Annotated in this window: 15 protein-coding genes; 6 read left to right on the forward strand and 9 right to left on the reverse strand. The window is 32.8% G+C overall.

Annotated features, from left to right (window positions below; translation table 11 throughout):
- Positions 1–304: 304 nt before the first annotated feature.
- The 8 genes from HM985_RS06140 to HM985_RS06175 form a co-directional block, all read right to left on the reverse strand.
- Positions 305–1,219 carry an ABC transporter ATP-binding protein gene (locus tag HM985_RS06140; RefSeq protein WP_179375402.1) on the reverse strand — a complete coding sequence of 305 codons (915 nt, stop codon included), beginning with the start codon at positions 1,217–1,219 and terminating at the stop codon, positions 305–307.
- A gap of 84 nt (positions 1,220–1,303) precedes the next feature.
- Positions 1,304–3,781, reverse strand: a complete 2,478-nt coding sequence (locus HM985_RS06145; protein WP_179375403.1) for an FG-GAP-like repeat-containing protein — start codon at positions 3,779–3,781, stop codon at positions 1,304–1,306.
- 14 nt (positions 3,782–3,795) lie between these two features.
- Positions 3,796–5,160 (reverse strand): Ig-like domain-containing protein, encoded by a 1,365-nt coding sequence (locus tag HM985_RS06150; RefSeq protein ID WP_179375404.1) that lies wholly within the window; start codon positions 5,158–5,160, stop codon positions 3,796–3,798.
- Between the two features lie 209 nt (positions 5,161–5,369).
- Positions 5,370–7,526, reverse strand: a complete 2,157-nt coding sequence (locus HM985_RS06155; protein ID WP_179375405.1) for a prolyl oligopeptidase family serine peptidase — start codon at positions 7,524–7,526, stop codon at positions 5,370–5,372.
- A 184-nt stretch (positions 7,527–7,710) separates the two neighbouring features.
- Positions 7,711–8,700 carry an aspartate-semialdehyde dehydrogenase gene (locus HM985_RS06160; protein WP_179375406.1) on the reverse strand — a complete coding sequence of 330 codons (990 nt, stop codon included), beginning with the start codon at positions 8,698–8,700 and terminating at the stop codon, positions 7,711–7,713.
- A 284-nt stretch (positions 8,701–8,984) separates the two neighbouring features.
- Complete coding sequence (mscL, locus tag HM985_RS06165) at positions 8,985–9,386, reverse strand: large conductance mechanosensitive channel protein MscL (protein WP_179375407.1); 402 nt, start codon at positions 9,384–9,386, stop codon at positions 8,985–8,987.
- A gap of 83 nt (positions 9,387–9,469) precedes the next feature.
- The gene (gene alr / locus HM985_RS06170) at positions 9,470–10,576 is read right to left on the reverse strand and encodes an alanine racemase (protein ID WP_179375408.1); all 1,107 of its coding nucleotides are present in this window, start codon (positions 10,574–10,576) and stop codon (positions 9,470–9,472) included.
- The gene (locus HM985_RS06175; RefSeq protein ID WP_179375409.1) at positions 10,569–11,216 is read right to left on the reverse strand and encodes a thymidine kinase; all 648 of its coding nucleotides are present in this window, start codon (positions 11,214–11,216) and stop codon (positions 10,569–10,571) included. Before HM985_RS06175 ends, alr begins: the two co-directional genes overlap by 8 nt.
- Positions 11,217–11,405: 189 nt before the next feature.
- Between HM985_RS06175 and HM985_RS06180 the strand changes: the two genes are divergently transcribed.
- The 6 genes from HM985_RS06180 (at position 11,406) to HM985_RS06205 (ending at position 15,642) form a co-directional block, all read left to right on the forward strand.
- A complete protein-coding gene (locus HM985_RS06180; protein ID WP_179375410.1) occupies positions 11,406–12,194 on the forward strand; it encodes a hypothetical protein in 789 nt (262 codons plus the stop codon).
- Positions 12,194–12,550, forward strand: a complete 357-nt coding sequence (locus HM985_RS06185; RefSeq protein ID WP_173587516.1) for a DoxX family protein — start codon at positions 12,194–12,196, stop codon at positions 12,548–12,550. Before HM985_RS06180 ends, HM985_RS06185 begins: the two co-directional genes overlap by 1 nt.
- 41 nt (positions 12,551–12,591) lie before the next feature.
- Positions 12,592–13,266 (forward strand): 16S rRNA (cytidine(1402)-2'-O)-methyltransferase, encoded by a 675-nt coding sequence (rsmI, locus tag HM985_RS06190; protein ID WP_179375411.1) that lies wholly within the window; start codon positions 12,592–12,594, stop codon positions 13,264–13,266.
- 4 nt (positions 13,267–13,270) lie between these two features.
- A complete protein-coding gene (locus HM985_RS06195; RefSeq protein ID WP_179375412.1) occupies positions 13,271–13,615 on the forward strand; it encodes a HopJ type III effector protein in 345 nt (114 codons plus the stop codon).
- A gap of 89 nt (positions 13,616–13,704) precedes the next feature.
- Positions 13,705–15,063 (forward strand): dihydrolipoyl dehydrogenase family protein, encoded by a 1,359-nt coding sequence (locus HM985_RS06200; protein ID WP_179375413.1) that lies wholly within the window; start codon positions 13,705–13,707, stop codon positions 15,061–15,063.
- A 6-nt stretch (positions 15,064–15,069) separates the two neighbouring features.
- Positions 15,070–15,642 carry a uracil-DNA glycosylase family protein gene (locus tag HM985_RS06205; protein WP_179375414.1) on the forward strand — a complete coding sequence of 191 codons (573 nt, stop codon included), beginning with the start codon at positions 15,070–15,072 and terminating at the stop codon, positions 15,640–15,642.
- 86 nt (positions 15,643–15,728) lie between these two features.
- On the opposite strand, the gene HM985_RS06210 is transcribed toward HM985_RS06205, so the two are convergent.
- The gene (locus HM985_RS06210) at positions 15,729–16,331 is read right to left on the reverse strand and encodes a carboxymuconolactone decarboxylase family protein (protein ID WP_179375415.1); all 603 of its coding nucleotides are present in this window, start codon (positions 16,329–16,331) and stop codon (positions 15,729–15,731) included.
- Positions 16,332–16,352: the final 21 nt, after the last annotated feature.

Raw genomic sequence — 16,352 nt, forward strand, 5'->3', positions numbered from 1 at the left:
CTTAAACTCACAAATCATCCACTATTCTTAGGGTATTGTTACTACGCTAATAAAATTTCCACGTTTAGACTAATATATAGGTCGTTTGTCCAAAAAATGAAAGCTTAACCTATTGTCCTCTTATATTTGAAATACCATATACATAAGTAGGTTAAGTTTATGGTAGATTTGGGGCAAAAAGGATGAACAACTGTTCATCCTTTTTCATTTTTAAATGATCGCTTAAATAATCAATCTTCTGAACTCAAAATTAATTGACGACGACGTCTACTTTACGATTTCAAAAAACATAATTTCTTAAAAGTTATGAGACTAATGAAAAGTGAATTTCAGAATCTTTTGGTAATTCAGCTTTATGCTGAATAAATATAATTTCAGAATTATAAATCGCTTCTATTAACCAAACACTTCCATTAAAATAAGATTTTCTTACAGTTGCTTTTAAATTAGATTCTTCTACAACTTGAAGTTGATGGGCATACACAATTCCATAAGGATCAATAATATTAAACTCACCAAAAAAGGACGCTATTAAAGGCAATTTTGGGTTTTTATATAAATTTTGAGGGGTATCTTTAACAATTATCTTAGACTCGTCTAGAACTATAATTTCATCTGCAAATCCAAGAACATCTTTTCTATCATGTGTGGCAACAATACAAGCTATATTTTTAGCTTTTAGATAATTAAAAACATTACGCCTCAAGCCTTGCTTCTGAAAATTATCGATATGACTAAAAGGTTCGTCTAACAATAGAATTTCAGGTTGTTTTGCTAAAGCTCTAGCGATGGCAACACGTTGTTTTTGACCACCACTTAAGAGTTTTACTTTAGTATTAGCAAACGCCTCTAATTCTACAACTTCTATGAGTTCTTTAGTCCGTTTCTGTTTTTCCTCTGGGTAAAAATTAGAAAGAAATTTTCCTATATTTTCTGCCACTGTAGTTACAGGCATTAAATCGAATTCTTGACTAACCGATTTTATAAAATCATATCCAACAACTAAGTTATATTTTGGCCCGAGAATCTCTTCGTCTTTCCAAAAAATTTGTCCTTCATTCAGGTCATATTCTCCGTAAATAAGCTTTATCAGTGTACTTTTACCAGATCCGCTTTCACCTATAATTGCGAGATTTTCTCCTGGCTTAACGTTAAAATCAATAGCATTTAAAACCTTAGTTTTAGAATATCCGAAAGTGATGTTTTTTACTTGAAGCATTTTACAAAAATACTATATCATTAAAGAATCTGCATAAAAAAACCGCTTGATTTCTCAAACGGTTTTACTTTTTTTAGCTATAAGTTATTTTTTAAAAAACTTACGTTTCATTGTTTTTCCTTCAGACTCTAACCTTAAGAAATAAACACCATTTGTTAAAGTAGAAACATCTATAGCATTAGATGTAAGTTTTGAACTAAGAACACGCTTTCCGTTGATATCAAAAACTGTTGCTATTTTATTAATAACCTCAGCAGATGTTTTAATGTTTAGTTGATCCTCTACTGGGTTAGGATAAATTGACACGTCTACTAAAGTTTCGTCAACAACACTTAGTGTAGAACCTTCTATAATAGCGTGTGTTGTGTTAATTTCAGGATTAACTATATGATCCACAATACCAGATGGCCAGTAAATGATAATGCTATTAATACTTGTTAATTCACCAATACCAAAATGCGTATTTAAAGAGCTCATGTACTTAAAACCTTCCCCACTTCTTACATCACGTATTTGTGTTCCTGTTGTCGTTTCAATTTCAACTCTAGCTCCAATGCCATTAATGTTACTTGTTGCACCAATGGTATTTATTTTTACCCAATTGTTATTGTTTGTGTTATTTAAATAAATATTTCCATTACGAAAAATATCTAAAAAACCATCATTATTAGTATCTCCAATAGCACCACTTGGTGGCATATTATCTGAATAATTAGTAAATGTAAAATCACCATTGTTAAACAATATATCTCCATTACTTAAAATATCGACATACCCATCATTATTAAAGTCAGCAGGGGCATTTTCTATACCTAATTGTGCCTCTAAAACACCAGATCCAGCGGTTACATCTGTAAATGTGCCATCACCATTATTTTTCATTAATTTAGAATCACCATTTTCAGTACTACTTGCTCCAATATACACATCCATATAACCATCATTATTAAAGTCTGCCCAAGCTGAAGACCACGTTTGGATATTATCACCCAAAAGAGAAGAGTTGTCATGACCAGCACTAGGATAATTAGTATTATACCAACCATTACTATCTGCTACGTTAACAAATACTCCATTACCATCATTTCTCCATAATTCATTAGTACTTATTGTTGAAGAACCACCTCTACATTTAGCAATAAACATATCCATATCTCTATCGTTATCATAATCGATCCAAACAGTTCCGTAATTACCACCACCTGGCGTTAAACCGATTCCGTTAGGTAAAACGTCTTCACTTACTCCTTGATAGAATTGTAAATTCCCCGCACCATCATTAATATAATACACATTTGCCTGAACATCATGGCAAACAAAAGCATCTAAATGCCCATCATTGTTTATATCTACAAAATTAGAGCGTTGAGAAAACACATATTCTATTCCAGAAATTTCGGTATAAGCTGTTCCTGTATCATTTGCTTTCATAAACGTAACCCCACCTTGACCACCATAGACTAGATCGTTGTAACCATTACGATCAAAATCACCAGCAGCTAAGCTCCAACTCGGTGTAAAATCTGCATCTGGGGTAGAAATATTCATTGCGTTAAACCCACCAGAGGCTAACTGATAATGTACATTTATGTTATTAGAACTGACAGAAACGACATCATCTAAAAAGTCCCCATTTAAATCGACCAAAGCAATATCATAAGTTCCTGATGTATTTATAGGGTTTATTGTAAAACTTGCTGGATAACTAGAAGTATCAATACCAGTTGTAAGAGCAATACTTGTCCAATTACTATACCCGCCATCAGTACAATTAGCTCTTACGTAAAAAACATAATTTGTTTGCTGAGAAAGATTACTTAAATTATAAAAATTAGTTGTGATCGAAGTTCCTGAAGCTGGAATACCTTCTGATGGTAAAAGTACTGCAACTTCCCATAAAGCTTCTAAGCCACCAACACCCCAATTAGCTGTTGCACTATTGGCGTCTACATTACTAATCGCTAAAGATGTAACACTTGGACATGCCGGAGGAATAGCAGAACTTATTGATGGTGAATTAACGCAAAAACCCCATCCATAAGAGTTGTTATCGTTGTACAGAATACGATACTTAAAACCTGTTAGTTGTTCTGTAGAAAATGAAATAATATTTAAGCTTTCACTTATAAAAATTGAAGATGCCGCATTACAATAACCATTGGTTGCAATAGAATTAACAGCTATTTCACTTCCCCAACTTACCCATTCGTTAGAGCTATTATCCCAATATTGAACACTTAGTGATTCGGTATCATAAATATTTAAAACATAATTAAAAAAAACTGTTATTTCAGTTTCATTAGCGTCAAATGCATTTTGAAGATTAATAATAGGAGATTCAGCAGCAATAGTATTGTTTGAACCACCACCAGCTTCATCATCATTAAAAGAAAAAGAACCACTTGAGGATAAGGTGGGGTTTTCTTCTAAATAAGTTATATCATAACTTCCAGAGAGTGACCACGTACTATTAGGCCAATTAGAAGGTTGATTTAATTCTTGAGCATTGCCCAAATAACTTAGTAAAGTAAAAAGTAATGCAGTGAGTAATAGTTTTTTCATATTGATTGATTGGTTTAATTACAATTTATTTCTAAGGAATTTATCCATGCTTCAACAAGCTCAACTCCTTCAATGTGTACAATAGTTCTTGATAACAAAGGCATTCTATTTGACGGTTCTGTAGAGTTAATTCTATAAAACAATACTGAATTTCTATCATCTCCAGGTTCTACAATACGCCCTAAACCAAATCCTAAATCCGTTTCAGCATCTACACAAACTCCTATATTAGTAAGATCTTCGGTTAATGAAAAATCGAATCGCATTGGTCGGTATGCACAATGTGTTTCTTCTGAGTGGCAATGTGCACAATTAATATCTAAGTAAGCTCTAACTCTTTCTTCTAAAGCCACACTAGAATCATTATAATTTGGCATTTTAGCTATTTCATCTGGAAGTGTGTTTTCTAGATATCCAAAACTGACTAATTGTTCTAATTGATTACGAGGACCATCGTCATAATTATAAAGTAAATTTAAGTTTCTTACTTTAGGACCTATAGGCCGTGCTATTTCCATTACCTTATGACAGGTATGACATTCAGCACCAGATGGAATTCTATATTGTACTGATTTTGTTTCTTCTGCTTGTTGCCATTGTAAATCTACATAGCTTCCATTCATGTCTAAAACAGCTTCGGACTGTTCAGTATTCCATACGTAATTTGCAAAAACCCACCCTTCTTGTTTATTTATCATAAGACGTGTTTCAATTAATTGAGTGGTATTATCTGGAAGCACATTATCGTAGTAAAAGTTTTTTATAAGAATCGTCCCAACAGGAAAATCTAAAAGTTCATTTTCATTTACAAATGAAGCTTTAGTATTATTTGGCATCCATAAAAAACGCTTTTTCTTAGCGTAATCACTAAATAACGTTGAATTTAATGTGTAAGGCAACACACCATAAGTTGGTTCTAAATTCTTTAAATCCCCTTCAAAAAATTGATAGTCTGATAATGCGGAGAATGGCATATTATCTAAATCATATAATACGTTTGTACCCGTTGTAATGGTCACAGTTACTGCTTCTGTTTTACAGCCTCCAGAAGCACTACATATCGTATATTCAAAAATATCTACACCAATTTCATTTGGATTTACTGTATATTTTATATGATCGTCACTTGGGTTGTTAGGTGTATTATTAGTGTCAATAATTGCAACACTACCCTTTAACGGCGAACTCAATGACAACTCTCCCGTTGAAGGTATATTAGAATCGTTCAAAAAAATAAAAATTTCAATTTCTGAATTTTGAACAATAACTACACTATCTGGATTGGTATCAATAACTAAAGGACTTAATCCATCATCGTCAACGCAAGAAAATAGTAATAATAATAATGTAAGAAAAATAATGGTGTAATGTTTTCTCATAAGCGTTATTATACATTATTAATAAAACAGATCAGTCCTTAAATTTCCTACCTAAAATAGAAACTATTTACCTCTAACCTATTCTTTATCAACTCTAAATAAATAATAGGCCTAAATATACACTTTTCTATTAGTTAATGGTTGTACGAAAATAATAGGTGATTTTAAATCATAAATTAGTTTAATATTAAGTAAAACATCTTAATTTTCTATTCACCATCCATTTCTGAAGGCAAAGTTTTGAATCCCATATTATAAAGTGTAAAACCATAAATATCTGCATATTGTTCAATGGTTTTACTAACAGGAGTACCAGCACCATGGCCAGCATCAGTTTCTATTCTTATTAAAGTAGGATTTTCTCCTGTTTGCTTACTCTGTAACTCGGCAGCAAATTTAAAACTGTGCGCTGGTACAACCCTATCGTCATGATCACCTGTTGTAACAAGTGTTGCGGGATATTTCGTTCCTTTTTTAACATTATGAACAGGTGAATATCCTTTTAAATATTCAAACATTTCTTTGTTATCTTCAGCAGTTCCATAATCGTAAGCCCAACCCGCACCTGCTGTAAATGTATGGTAGCGCAACATATCTAAAACACCAACTGCAGGTAAAGCTACTTTCATTAATTCTGGTCGCTGCGTCATTGTTGCCCCAACCAATAAACCTCCGTTAGACCCCCCTCTAATCGCTAAGAAATCTGATGATGTATACTTTTCTGAAATAAGATATTCTGCAGCGGCAATAAAATCATCAAACACATTTTGTTTCTGAAGCTTGGTCCCTGCATTATGCCAAGCTTTTCCATATTCCCCGCCACCTCTAAGATTAGGGACAGCAAAAACACCTCCTTGTTCCATCCAAACGGCATTTGCGATGCTAAAACTAGGTGTTAAACTAACATTAAACCCTCCATAACCGTAAAGTATTGTTGGGTTTTTACCAGTAAGCTCCAAATCTTTTTTATGGGTTATAATCATCGGAACATTAGTCCCATCCTTAGATTTGTAAAATACTTGTTTGCTTTTGTAAGCTTCAGGATTAAAATCAATACTCGGTTTTTTATATAATTCTGAAGTTCCGTTATCAATATCGTATTTGTAAATACTTCCTGGAGTTATATAGTTTGTAAATGCATAGTAAAGCTCTTTTTCGTCTTTCTTTGTACCAAAGCCATCTGCAGTTCCTACGCCTGGTAACTCAACTTCTCTTATCAATTTTCCATTATAATCGTATTGTAACACTTGCGAAACAGCATCTACCATATAATTAGCAAAAAAGTAACCACCACCTGTTGAAGGCGTTAATACGTTTTCTGTTTCAGGAATAAAATCTACCCAATTTTCAGGACTTGGGTCCGAAGCATCTACTGTTACAATTTTTTGATTTGGCGCATCCAAATTTGTCATTATGTAAAGTTTTGACCCTACATTTTCTATAATATTAGAATCTGAATCGGTATGTCCTAATATTTCTACTAAAGGCGCATTAGGAACAGTTAAATCTTTTATATAAAGCTTATTTCCTGAAGTTGAAATACGTGGAGTAATTACTAAATAATGATCATCTTCTGTAACACCACCGTAAATATAACGATGCTTTTCTTCAGGTATACCACCATAAATTAATTGATCTTCAGATTGTTTTGTTCCTAATTTATGGTAATAAACTTTATGTTGATCAGTTTTTGCAGAGAGTTCACTGCCTAGAGGTTTATCGTAACTAGAATAATAAAATCCTTCATTCTTATACCAAGACATGCCACTGAATTTAATATCAACCAAAGTATCTTCAATAATTTCTTTGGTTTCAGTATTCATGATTAGAATTTTTCTCCAATCACTACCACCTTCAGAAATAGCATAGGCTAAGGTTTTACCATCCTTTGAAAAACTTGTACCACCTAAAGAAATAGTACCGTCTTCTTTAAATGTATTTGGATCTAAGAATACTTCAGCCGTACTTGGATCATTTCCTGTTTTATATCTATAAATAACATACTGATTTTGTAAACCATCATTTTTATAGAAGTAAGTATAGCTTCCTTCTTTGAATGGTGAACCAATTTTTTCGTAATTCCAAAGTTTTGTTAAGCGCTTTTTTAGCGATTTTCGGTAAGTAATGTTTTCTAAATACTCAAAAGTAGTTTCGTTTTGTGCCTTAACCCAATTTTCCGTTGCTTTTGACCTATCATCTTCTAACCAGCGATAAGGATCAGGAATGGAGACTCCAAAATAAGTATTAACGGTGTCTACTTTATGAGTTTTAGGGTAATTTATGGAAATAGATTTCATGCTTTGAGTTTGAATTTTACAAGACACAAAAATACTTAACACTAAAGCAAGGAAGAATAATTTTCTCATAATTAGGCTTTTTTTATAATCTCGTAATTTTACCTAAAATATAAGTTTTGAGTTATTAGAGTATACTAACAACCCAAAACTTATGATAAAATTAGATGTACAATATAAGTATTATTTCAATCACCTAATTAAGCAACACACTGAAATACAAAAAATTACTTATATTTAAAAACTTAGAAACACCTTAAACTAAATCAGTTTCTATAAGATATTCTGCAATTTGAACAGTATTAGTTGCAGCTCCTTTTCTAAGATTATCACTTACAACCCAAAGATTTAAAGTATTTGGTTGAGAAGCATCTCGTCTAATACGCCCCACAAAAACATCATCTTTACCATGCGCATACATTGGCATAGGATAAAGGTTTTCATCTAAATTATCTTGTAACGTAACACCATCTGTTTCACTAAGTAATGTTTTAACATCGTTAACATCAAAATCAGATTCAAACTCTACATTAATAGATTCACTGTGTCCACCAGCAGTTGGAATTCTAACTGCTGTTGCCGTTACAGCAATAGAGTCGTCACAAAGAATTTTGCGCGTTTCATTTACCAATTTCATTTCTTCTTTGGTATATCCATTTTCTTCAAAAACATCACATTGTGGAATTGCGTTTTTATGAATTGGGTAAGGGTAAGCCATATCACCTTCTTTACCTGCTATTTCATTCTCCATTTGTTCTACAGCTTTTACACCTGTACCAGATACAGATTGATATGTAGAAATAACAAGACGTTTAATTTTATATTTTTTATGAAGCGGTGCTAATGCCATTACCATTTGAATGGTAGAGCAATTTGGGTTCGCTATAATTTTATCTGTTTTAGATAATTCACCTGCATTAATTTCCGGAACTATTAATTTTTTAGTACCATCCATTCTCCATGCCGAAGAATTATCGATAACCGTTGTCCCAACCTCAGCAAATTTTGGTGCCCATTCTAAAGATGTACCTCCTCCAGCAGAAAACAAAGCAATATCGGGACGTGCTTCAATAGCTGTAGGAATACTAATTACCTTAATATCCTTTCCTTTATATTTTAATATCTTACCTGCAGAACGCTCTGAAGCTACCAATAATAATTCATCTAAAGGGAAATTACGTTCCTCTAATACTTTAAGCATTACGTTGCCAACCATACCTGTTGCACCTACAATTGCTACTTTCATACGTTTCAATTTAATATTTCTTAAAAATCTAATGTTACATCTACCACTTATTTTTTATAAGTGACTAATTTTTAGCTCTAAATGCTTCACAAAACACAAAGCTAAGATATCAAAATTAGAATATTTCTTTTACTAATTAGAGTAATTTAGTCTTAAAAATCTGATAAAAATAAAGGGTACTATTTATCGGATATGCATTACAAAATATTACAACAAAGAAAACCCAGACTTTTACAGTCTGGGTTTGATTAAAATAATAGTGTAGCGATGAAGCTATACGTATTTTATTTTTTTAATGAATCTCTGATTTCTTTTAATAAATCAAGTTCAGTTGGTCCTGCAGGCGCAGCTGGTGCAGGCTCTTCTTTCTTCTTCATATTATTAACTCCTTTTACAACAAGGAACATAACAAATGCTACAATGATAAAGTCAATAACGTTAGTTAAGAATGTACCATATTCTAAGAAAACATCACCAACTATTTCGCCAGCGTCATTTAAAGTTCCTTCTTTTAATTGGTATCTCAACGCTTTAAAGTCTGAGTCGAAAATCATACCAATTAATGGAGATACAATACCTCCTGTAAATGCAGTAACTACTTCTTTAAAAGCAGCACCCATTACAAAACCAACAGCAATGTCTATAAGGTTGCCCTTCATTGCAAATTCTTTGAATTCTTTTAACATAATTTAGTTTTTAATTTTTAGTTAGGCTATTAATTAAGACACCAAGTTAATAAAAAAGTCACAAGAAGTTAACAAAAAGATTATTACGGTATAAAAACGCGTTTAATACGTTGCGATAATGCTGTTAGAATTTCATAAGAAATTGTACCTGCAGATTCCGCAAGATCATTAACTTTATGAGTGGCATCGAAGACAATTACCTCATCACCTTCTTTACAGTTAATGTCAGTAACATCTACCATAATCATGTCCATACACACATTACCAATGATATATGCTTTTTCTCCATTTATAAATACAAATCCTTTTTTGTTGCCATAAATACGACTGACACCATCAGCATGACCAATTGGGATTGTAGCAATTCTTTCGTTATTATTTGAAGTATAAGCCCTGTTATAACCAACAGATTTCCCTTTTTCAACATCATGAATTTGAGAAACAACCGATTTCAAACTTGCAATAGGTTTAAAATTTTTATCTTCTTCTTCAGAATTCCCAAAACCATAGAGTCCAATACCACTACGCACCATATTGAAATGCGCCTCAGGATAATTAATAATTCCTGAAGTATTACATAAATGCAACCAAGGCTCCGTACCTGATTTTGTTTTAAAATTTTCAGTTATAGATTTAAAGGTTTCTATTTGTTGCTCTGTAAAATCTTTTTCTTCAAGATCTTCACTCGCTGCCAAATGAGAAAATAATGATTTTGCTTGTACAGATGTAGTCGCTTTTAATTGAGACACAATAGACTCGACATCCTTTTCGTCAAACCCTAAACGATTTAAACCTGTATTGAATTTAATATGAACAGGGTAATTGTTCTGACCACGTTGTTCTGCTACAGCTATAAAATCGTTTAATAGTCTAGCGCTATAAATACTAGGCTCTAAACATCTATCAATTAAAGTTTCTGCATTTAAAGACTGCGGATGCAAAACCAAAATAGGTGTTGTAACTCCTGCGTCTCTTAAAGCAACACCTTCTTGGGTGTATGCAACAGCAAAATAATCGGCACCTAATTTCTGAAGGTGCTTTGCCAATTCTACAGAATCACTTCCGTAGGCATAGGCTTTTACTACCGCTAAAAACTTAGTTTCTGGCTGTAATTTAGATTTTAAGTAGTTATAATTTTGAGTTAATGCACTTAAATCAATTTCGAGAACTGTTTCTTGAGCTTTAGGCATTATTGTCTTCTTGTTTAGAATCCACTTCCTTTGCATCATTTACATTAAGTTGCCTTAATTTATCTCTTTGAATACTTTTATAATACGCTGCTCTACTTAAGGGTTCATATTCATCAACTTCACCAAGTAAAACCAACTCATCACTAAGCGTTTTTCTATGGCTATATTGTGCTAAATTCCCTGTTTTTGTACAAACCGCATGCACCTTAGTTACATATTCTGCTGTTGCCATAAGATTAGGCATTGGTCCAAAAGGATTACCTTTAAAATCCATATCTAAACCCGCAACGATAACTCGGATTCCTTTGTTTGCTAAATCATTACAAACACGTACAATTTCATCATCAAAGAATTGGGCTTCGTCAATACCAACCACATCACAACCGTCTGCTAATATTGGAATATTTGCAGCAGCAGGAACTGGTGTTGAGCGAATTTCATTAGCATCATGAGAAACGACCATTTCTTCATCGTAACGCACATCTACAGCAGGCTTAAAAATTTCAACTTTTTGTTTTGCAAATTGGGCACGTTTTAACCGACGAATTAATTCTTCCGTTTTACCGGAAAACATAGATCCGCAGATGACTTCAATCCACCCAAATTGTTCTTTCTGATTTACTGTATTTTCGAGAAACATTTTGTAATTTTAGCACTAAATCAAAGATCGATCTTCGATTCTATAAAGGTGAGACAAATTTATTAAAAAATAGAAAGCAAAACTTACGAAAAGGAAATAAAGAGATTATATTTCTCTTTTATTCAATGTAAAAATTGGTTTTTAAAACCTAAAAAACGCTAAAGTGCTTCATTATAAAAATTTAGAATTATGAAAAAGAAATTAGAATCAGAATTAGTGAGTATTGCTCATAGGATTCTAAAATTAACAGGTAGAGAAGACATCGATAAGCTTCACGAAGAAGTTGCTGTGCTTTATGAAAAATTGACCGTTTTAAAATTTGCAAAAGATAACTTTGAAGATAGACTTCCTAAAATTGGGCATGATTCTTCTTTTTTCGACATGTTAGAAACTGCTTTTAATAATAAATATAGTGACAATATAGAAATTGAAGATAAGACTTATGTTCATTTAGATGAAACTGAAGATGATGCTATAATGGAACCTGTGATGACTAAGATTAAAGACTTAGTATCTCATATGCCCGATGAAGAAGTTGAAGAAAAACCTGTAGTTGAAAAAATACCAACACCAAAAAAAGTCTTACCAAAAGAAACCGAAACACAACAATCTTCTATTGAATTTGAAACCCTTACTTCTGGTTTTGATAAAATGCCAGAATTTGAACCTATTGAAGAAGCGCAAAAACGTGACGTTGAAAAAACAGAAGTAGAAGCCACCAATAAGTCATTAAATGACAGACTAAAGGGCCAAAACCTAAAGATAGGATTGAACGATAAATTAGCTTTCATTAAACATTTATTTGAAGGAGAAAGTGAAGATTATGATCGTGTAATTTCTCAAATTAATACCACAGCAACTTTACCAGAAGCTAAATCTTTAATTATAGAAATGGTAAAACCAGACTATAATAATTGGAAAGGAAAAGAAGAATATGAAGAACGTTTTCTTCAACTAATTGAAGGAAAATTTAATTAATGAGAATCAAACAAATTATTTATTGGTTTTGTACAGTATTATTATGCTTAATTTTTCTGTATTCAGCACAGATGTATCTGTTAAACACAGAAATGACAAAAGGTTATTTTGAAAGTCTAAACTATCCTAGTTATTTTGTTATTCCACTCGCTATTTTAAAACTTCTTGGTATTGCAATGGTTTTATGGCGAAAAAGTAAGTGGCTTACAGAATGGGCTTATGCTGGCTTCTTCTTTGATTTAGTTTTAGCAACTGCAGCACACCATTATGCTGGTCATGGTATTTTTGGCTTTTCATTTTACGGATTAGTAGTCCTTTTTCCGTCCTACTTTTTAGGTAAATATTTAAGAGACTAGATAATAATTATAAAATATTCTCGATTTCGCGAGAAATAAATATGAGTAAACTTTACTTAGTACCGACACCAATTGGAAATTTAAAAGATATCACTTTTAGAGCTGTCGAGGTTTTAAAAGAAGTAGATTTAATTTTAGCCGAAGACACTAGAACTTCAGGTAAACTTTTAAAGCATTTTGAAATTACCACACATATGCAAAGTCACCATATGCATAACGAGCATAAAACGGTTGACCATTTAATAGAAAAACTTAAAGCAGGATTAACAATAGCTGTAATTAGTGATGCAGGAACACCTGCTATTTCCGACCCAGGGTTTCTACTAGTAAGAGCTTGTGTAGAACATCATATAGAAGTGGATTGCCTACCTGGCGCAACCGCATTTGTACCCGCTTTGGTTAATAGCGGATTACCAAACGATAAGTTTGTTTTTGAAGGTTTTCTTCCTGTTAAAAAAGGAAGACAAACAAGACTGTTACTTTTAGCAGAAGAAACAAGAACTATTATTTTTTACGAAAGTCCACACAAGTTAATTAAAACCTTAGGCCATTTTTGCGAATATTTTGGTGAAGACCGATTGATTTCTGTTTCTAGAGAAATTACTAAACTTTACGAAGAAACCATAAGAGGAACCGCAAAAGAAGTCTTAGAGCATTATACCAACAAACCACCTAAAGGCGAAATTGTAATTGTTGTAGACGGAAAACATAAATAAAATTATGACTTTAGAAGATTTTTTAGCCAAACTTAAATCGAGTCCAAAACAGATTGATTTTTCTGAAACTATGAACGTAATAGAAACCTATTACCAATTTACACCAACCGCTTTCACCAATGGAACTTTAGAAAATGCTGTAGATCAAAATTCAGGATCTTGTAAATTATTTGCCTTTGCTGTAGATCAAAATTTAACAAAAGAAGAAACCTTAGCTTGTTTTGGAACTTATTATTTTGAAGATGTTTTAATAAACCCAACAGGAGCAGGACATCAAAATATTAGAAATTTTATAACAACAGGTTTTACGGGTTTACATTTTGAAATCTTTCCTTTAAAAAAGAAATAACCCATTTTTCGTAATTGGGTTAATCTTTACCTCATCAGCATCAGTCTTTTCCGCTTAGTTTCCATAATTTTCTATTTCAAAATAAAACTATGGAAACTATACATTACGACGTATTTGTAATTGGAAGTGGTATTGCCGGACAAACCGCAGCAAAAGCTTGTATTGCAGCTGGTAAAACAGTTGCTATTTCAGATAAACGAGAATTTGGCGGTACTTGCGCCACAAGAGGTTGCGATCCTAAAAAAGTATTAATGCAATTTGCCGATTTAGAGCAAAAAGCTAAGCAACTTGAAAGTTTAGGGATTAAGAATGGACCCAAAATTAAATGGAAAGCTGTTCAGAAATTCAAATCTACTTTCACAAAACCTGTTCCTTTATCTACTGAAAATAACTTGGTAGATCTTGGGATTGACTTATACCATCAATCCCCAAAATTCATCAGTAAAAACGAAATTACTGTAGAAGGCAAAACTATTTCTGCTGATAAGTTTGTAATTGCAACAGGTTTTGTACCAAGAACTCTTGAGTTTAAAGGTGCTGAATTTCTACAAACAAGTGATGCTATTTTAAAGTTGAAAAAAATTCCTGAATCAGCCATATTCATTGGTTCAGGTTATGTTGGTATGGAATTTTGCTACATGCTTTCTACAATGGGGTGCAAAGTGACAATGATTGAAATTGGACAACAAGTATTATCGCAATTTGATTCGTTTTTAGTCGAAAAACTAACGAAGGTTTTAGAAAAAAGAGGTGTTCAATTTATATACGATGTACAACCTGAAAACATTAAAAAAGGTAAGAAAAACTTAAAATTAACATTTCAAAAAGGTGGCAAATCTAAAACTATAAAAGCTAAAAAGGTTTTTAATACTGCTGGACGTGTCCCTGCTATTGATAAACTAGATTTAGAACAAGCCAACGTTAAGGCAGACGATTCGGGTATTTTAGTAAACGACTTTATGCAAAGCACAAGTAATGAAAACGTATATGCTTGTGGCGATGTTTCTAGTAAATCATTACCCCTAACACCGTTATCGGGGTTGCAAGGCTACATTGCTGGCCACAATATCATAAACGGTAATACTAAAGAATTTGAAAATCCGTTAGTCCCTTCTATTGTTTTCACACATCCACAATTGGCTACGGTTGGTTATTCTGAAGAAGAAGCTAAAAGTCGCTATAAAAATGTAAAAATTTATAAAGGTGATGCTTCAAAATGGTACAATGCCAAAAAGGAAAATGCAGAAGCTTATGCCTATAAAATAATAGTTAACGAACGTACAGATAAAATTGTGGGTGCTCATTTATTAAGCGCACAAGCCAATGAAACTATTAATATTTTAACGGTTGCTATAAATGAAGATTTAACTATAAATGAATTTAAAAAACAGATCTTTACATATCCATCCTACGCTAATGATTTAAAAAGCATGCTGAAGGATGAGTAATAAATTATGAAAGACTTACTGCACAACATAAGCCAATGTACTATCTGTAAAGCACATTTACCATTAGGTCCAAGACCTGTAGTAACCGCGAATATCAATTCTAAAATTGTAATTATTGGGCAGGCACCGGGAACTAAGGTTCATAAATCCGGAATTCCTTGGGACGACCAAAGCGGTAAAAGATTAAGAGAATGGCTTAAGGTTACAGAAGCACAATTTTACAATACCGATAATTTTGCTATTATGCCAATGGGATTTTGTTATCCAGGAAAAGCAAAAACAGGAGATTTACCACCAAAACCAGAATGTGCACCAAAATGGCACGATGCATTATTGAATAAAATGCCAAATGTGCAATTGATTATTTTAATTGGTGCTTACGCACAGAAGTATTATTTAAAAGAGAAAGCAAAACGCACATTAACAGAAACCGTTGGGGACTATAAAGAATATTTACCCAAATATTTTCCTATTCCACACCCATCGCCAACCAATAGATTTTGGAGAAGTAAAAATCCTTGGTTTGAGGAATTGGTTGTTCCTGAATTACGAAAAAAGGTAAAATCACTACTTTCTTAATATTATACATTTAAAATAACACAGAAAACCCTCACTGTTTCCAGTAAGGTTTTTTCTTATTTATTTAAAAATAAAGTGTTTAAAATCTAATAATCCGATCCATCATGTTTGCCAACTTCGTAACCATGTTTTCCTAAGTATTTTTCACCACTTTCAACAGCACCTTCTTCAATAGAAGTTCCCATAGAATCATTCCAACGGTTTAAGTAACCAAAAAGTGAAATTACACCTAACATTTCTACAATTTCACCTTCATCCCAATATTCGTATAAACGGGCTTTTATTTCAGCATTTACGGCATTTGGCACTTGGCTTGCTGCCAAACTAAAATCTAAAGCAGCACGTTCTGCATCGTTAAAAGCAGCGTGCGTCCTATATTCCCAAATATTATCTAACTGTTCTTGTTCTGCACCATAACGTTCCGCAGCTCTAATGGCGTGTGCTTGGCAATAACGACAACCCGTTGCATTACTACTTACCCAAGCAATCATACGTTTTAAAGCTGAGGTCACTCGACCTTCATTAGCCATAACGGCTTTATTCAAATTGATAAACGCTTTACTTATTGCGGGTCTGCGTTGCATGGTTAAAACCGAATTAGGACAAAATCCGAGAGTTTCATTAAAGAATTCTGCTAATGCTTTGGTTTCTAAATCGTGCTCAGCAGACAAAGGTGTTACTAATGCCATAGTTATTTTTTTAGTAGTATT

This window comes from Winogradskyella wichelsiae (assembly GCF_013403925.1).
GTDB lineage: Bacteria > Bacteroidota > Bacteroidia > Flavobacteriales > Flavobacteriaceae > Winogradskyella > Winogradskyella wichelsiae.

Excerpts from the sequence above, each read along its gene's own strand:
- HM985_RS06140 (WP_179375402.1), bottom strand. The coding sequence starts at position 1,219 with ATGCTTCAAGTAAAAAACATCACTTTCGGATATTCTAAAACTAAGGTT.
- HM985_RS06145 (WP_179375403.1), bottom strand. The coding sequence starts at position 3,781 with ATGAAAAAACTATTACTCACTGCATTACTTTTTACTTTACTAAGTTAT.
- HM985_RS06150 (WP_179375404.1), bottom strand. The coding sequence starts at position 5,160 with ATGAGAAAACATTACACCATTATTTTTCTTACATTATTATTATTACTA.
- HM985_RS06155 (WP_179375405.1), bottom strand. The coding sequence starts at position 7,526 with ATGAGAAAATTATTCTTCCTTGCTTTAGTGTTAAGTATTTTTGTGTCT.
- HM985_RS06160 (WP_179375406.1), bottom strand. The coding sequence starts at position 8,700 with ATGAAAGTAGCAATTGTAGGTGCAACAGGTATGGTTGGCAACGTAATG.
- mscL (WP_179375407.1), bottom strand. The coding sequence starts at position 9,386 with ATGTTAAAAGAATTCAAAGAATTTGCAATGAAGGGCAACCTTATAGAC.
- alr (WP_179375408.1), bottom strand. The coding sequence starts at position 10,576 with ATGCCTAAAGCTCAAGAAACAGTTCTCGAAATTGATTTAAGTGCATTA.
- HM985_RS06175 (WP_179375409.1), bottom strand. The coding sequence starts at position 11,216 with ATGTTTCTCGAAAATACAGTAAATCAGAAAGAACAATTTGGGTGGATT.
- HM985_RS06180 (WP_179375410.1), top strand. The coding sequence starts at position 11,406 with ATGAAAAAGAAATTAGAATCAGAATTAGTGAGTATTGCTCATAGGATT.
- HM985_RS06185 (WP_173587516.1), top strand. The coding sequence starts at position 12,194 with ATGAGAATCAAACAAATTATTTATTGGTTTTGTACAGTATTATTATGC.
- rsmI (WP_179375411.1), top strand. The coding sequence starts at position 12,592 with ATGAGTAAACTTTACTTAGTACCGACACCAATTGGAAATTTAAAAGAT.
- HM985_RS06195 (WP_179375412.1), top strand. The coding sequence starts at position 13,271 with ATGACTTTAGAAGATTTTTTAGCCAAACTTAAATCGAGTCCAAAACAG.
- HM985_RS06200 (WP_179375413.1), top strand. The coding sequence starts at position 13,705 with ATGGAAACTATACATTACGACGTATTTGTAATTGGAAGTGGTATTGCC.
- HM985_RS06205 (WP_179375414.1), top strand. The coding sequence starts at position 15,070 with ATGAAAGACTTACTGCACAACATAAGCCAATGTACTATCTGTAAAGCA.
- HM985_RS06210 (WP_179375415.1), bottom strand. The coding sequence starts at position 16,331 with ATGGCATTAGTAACACCTTTGTCTGCTGAGCACGATTTAGAAACCAAA.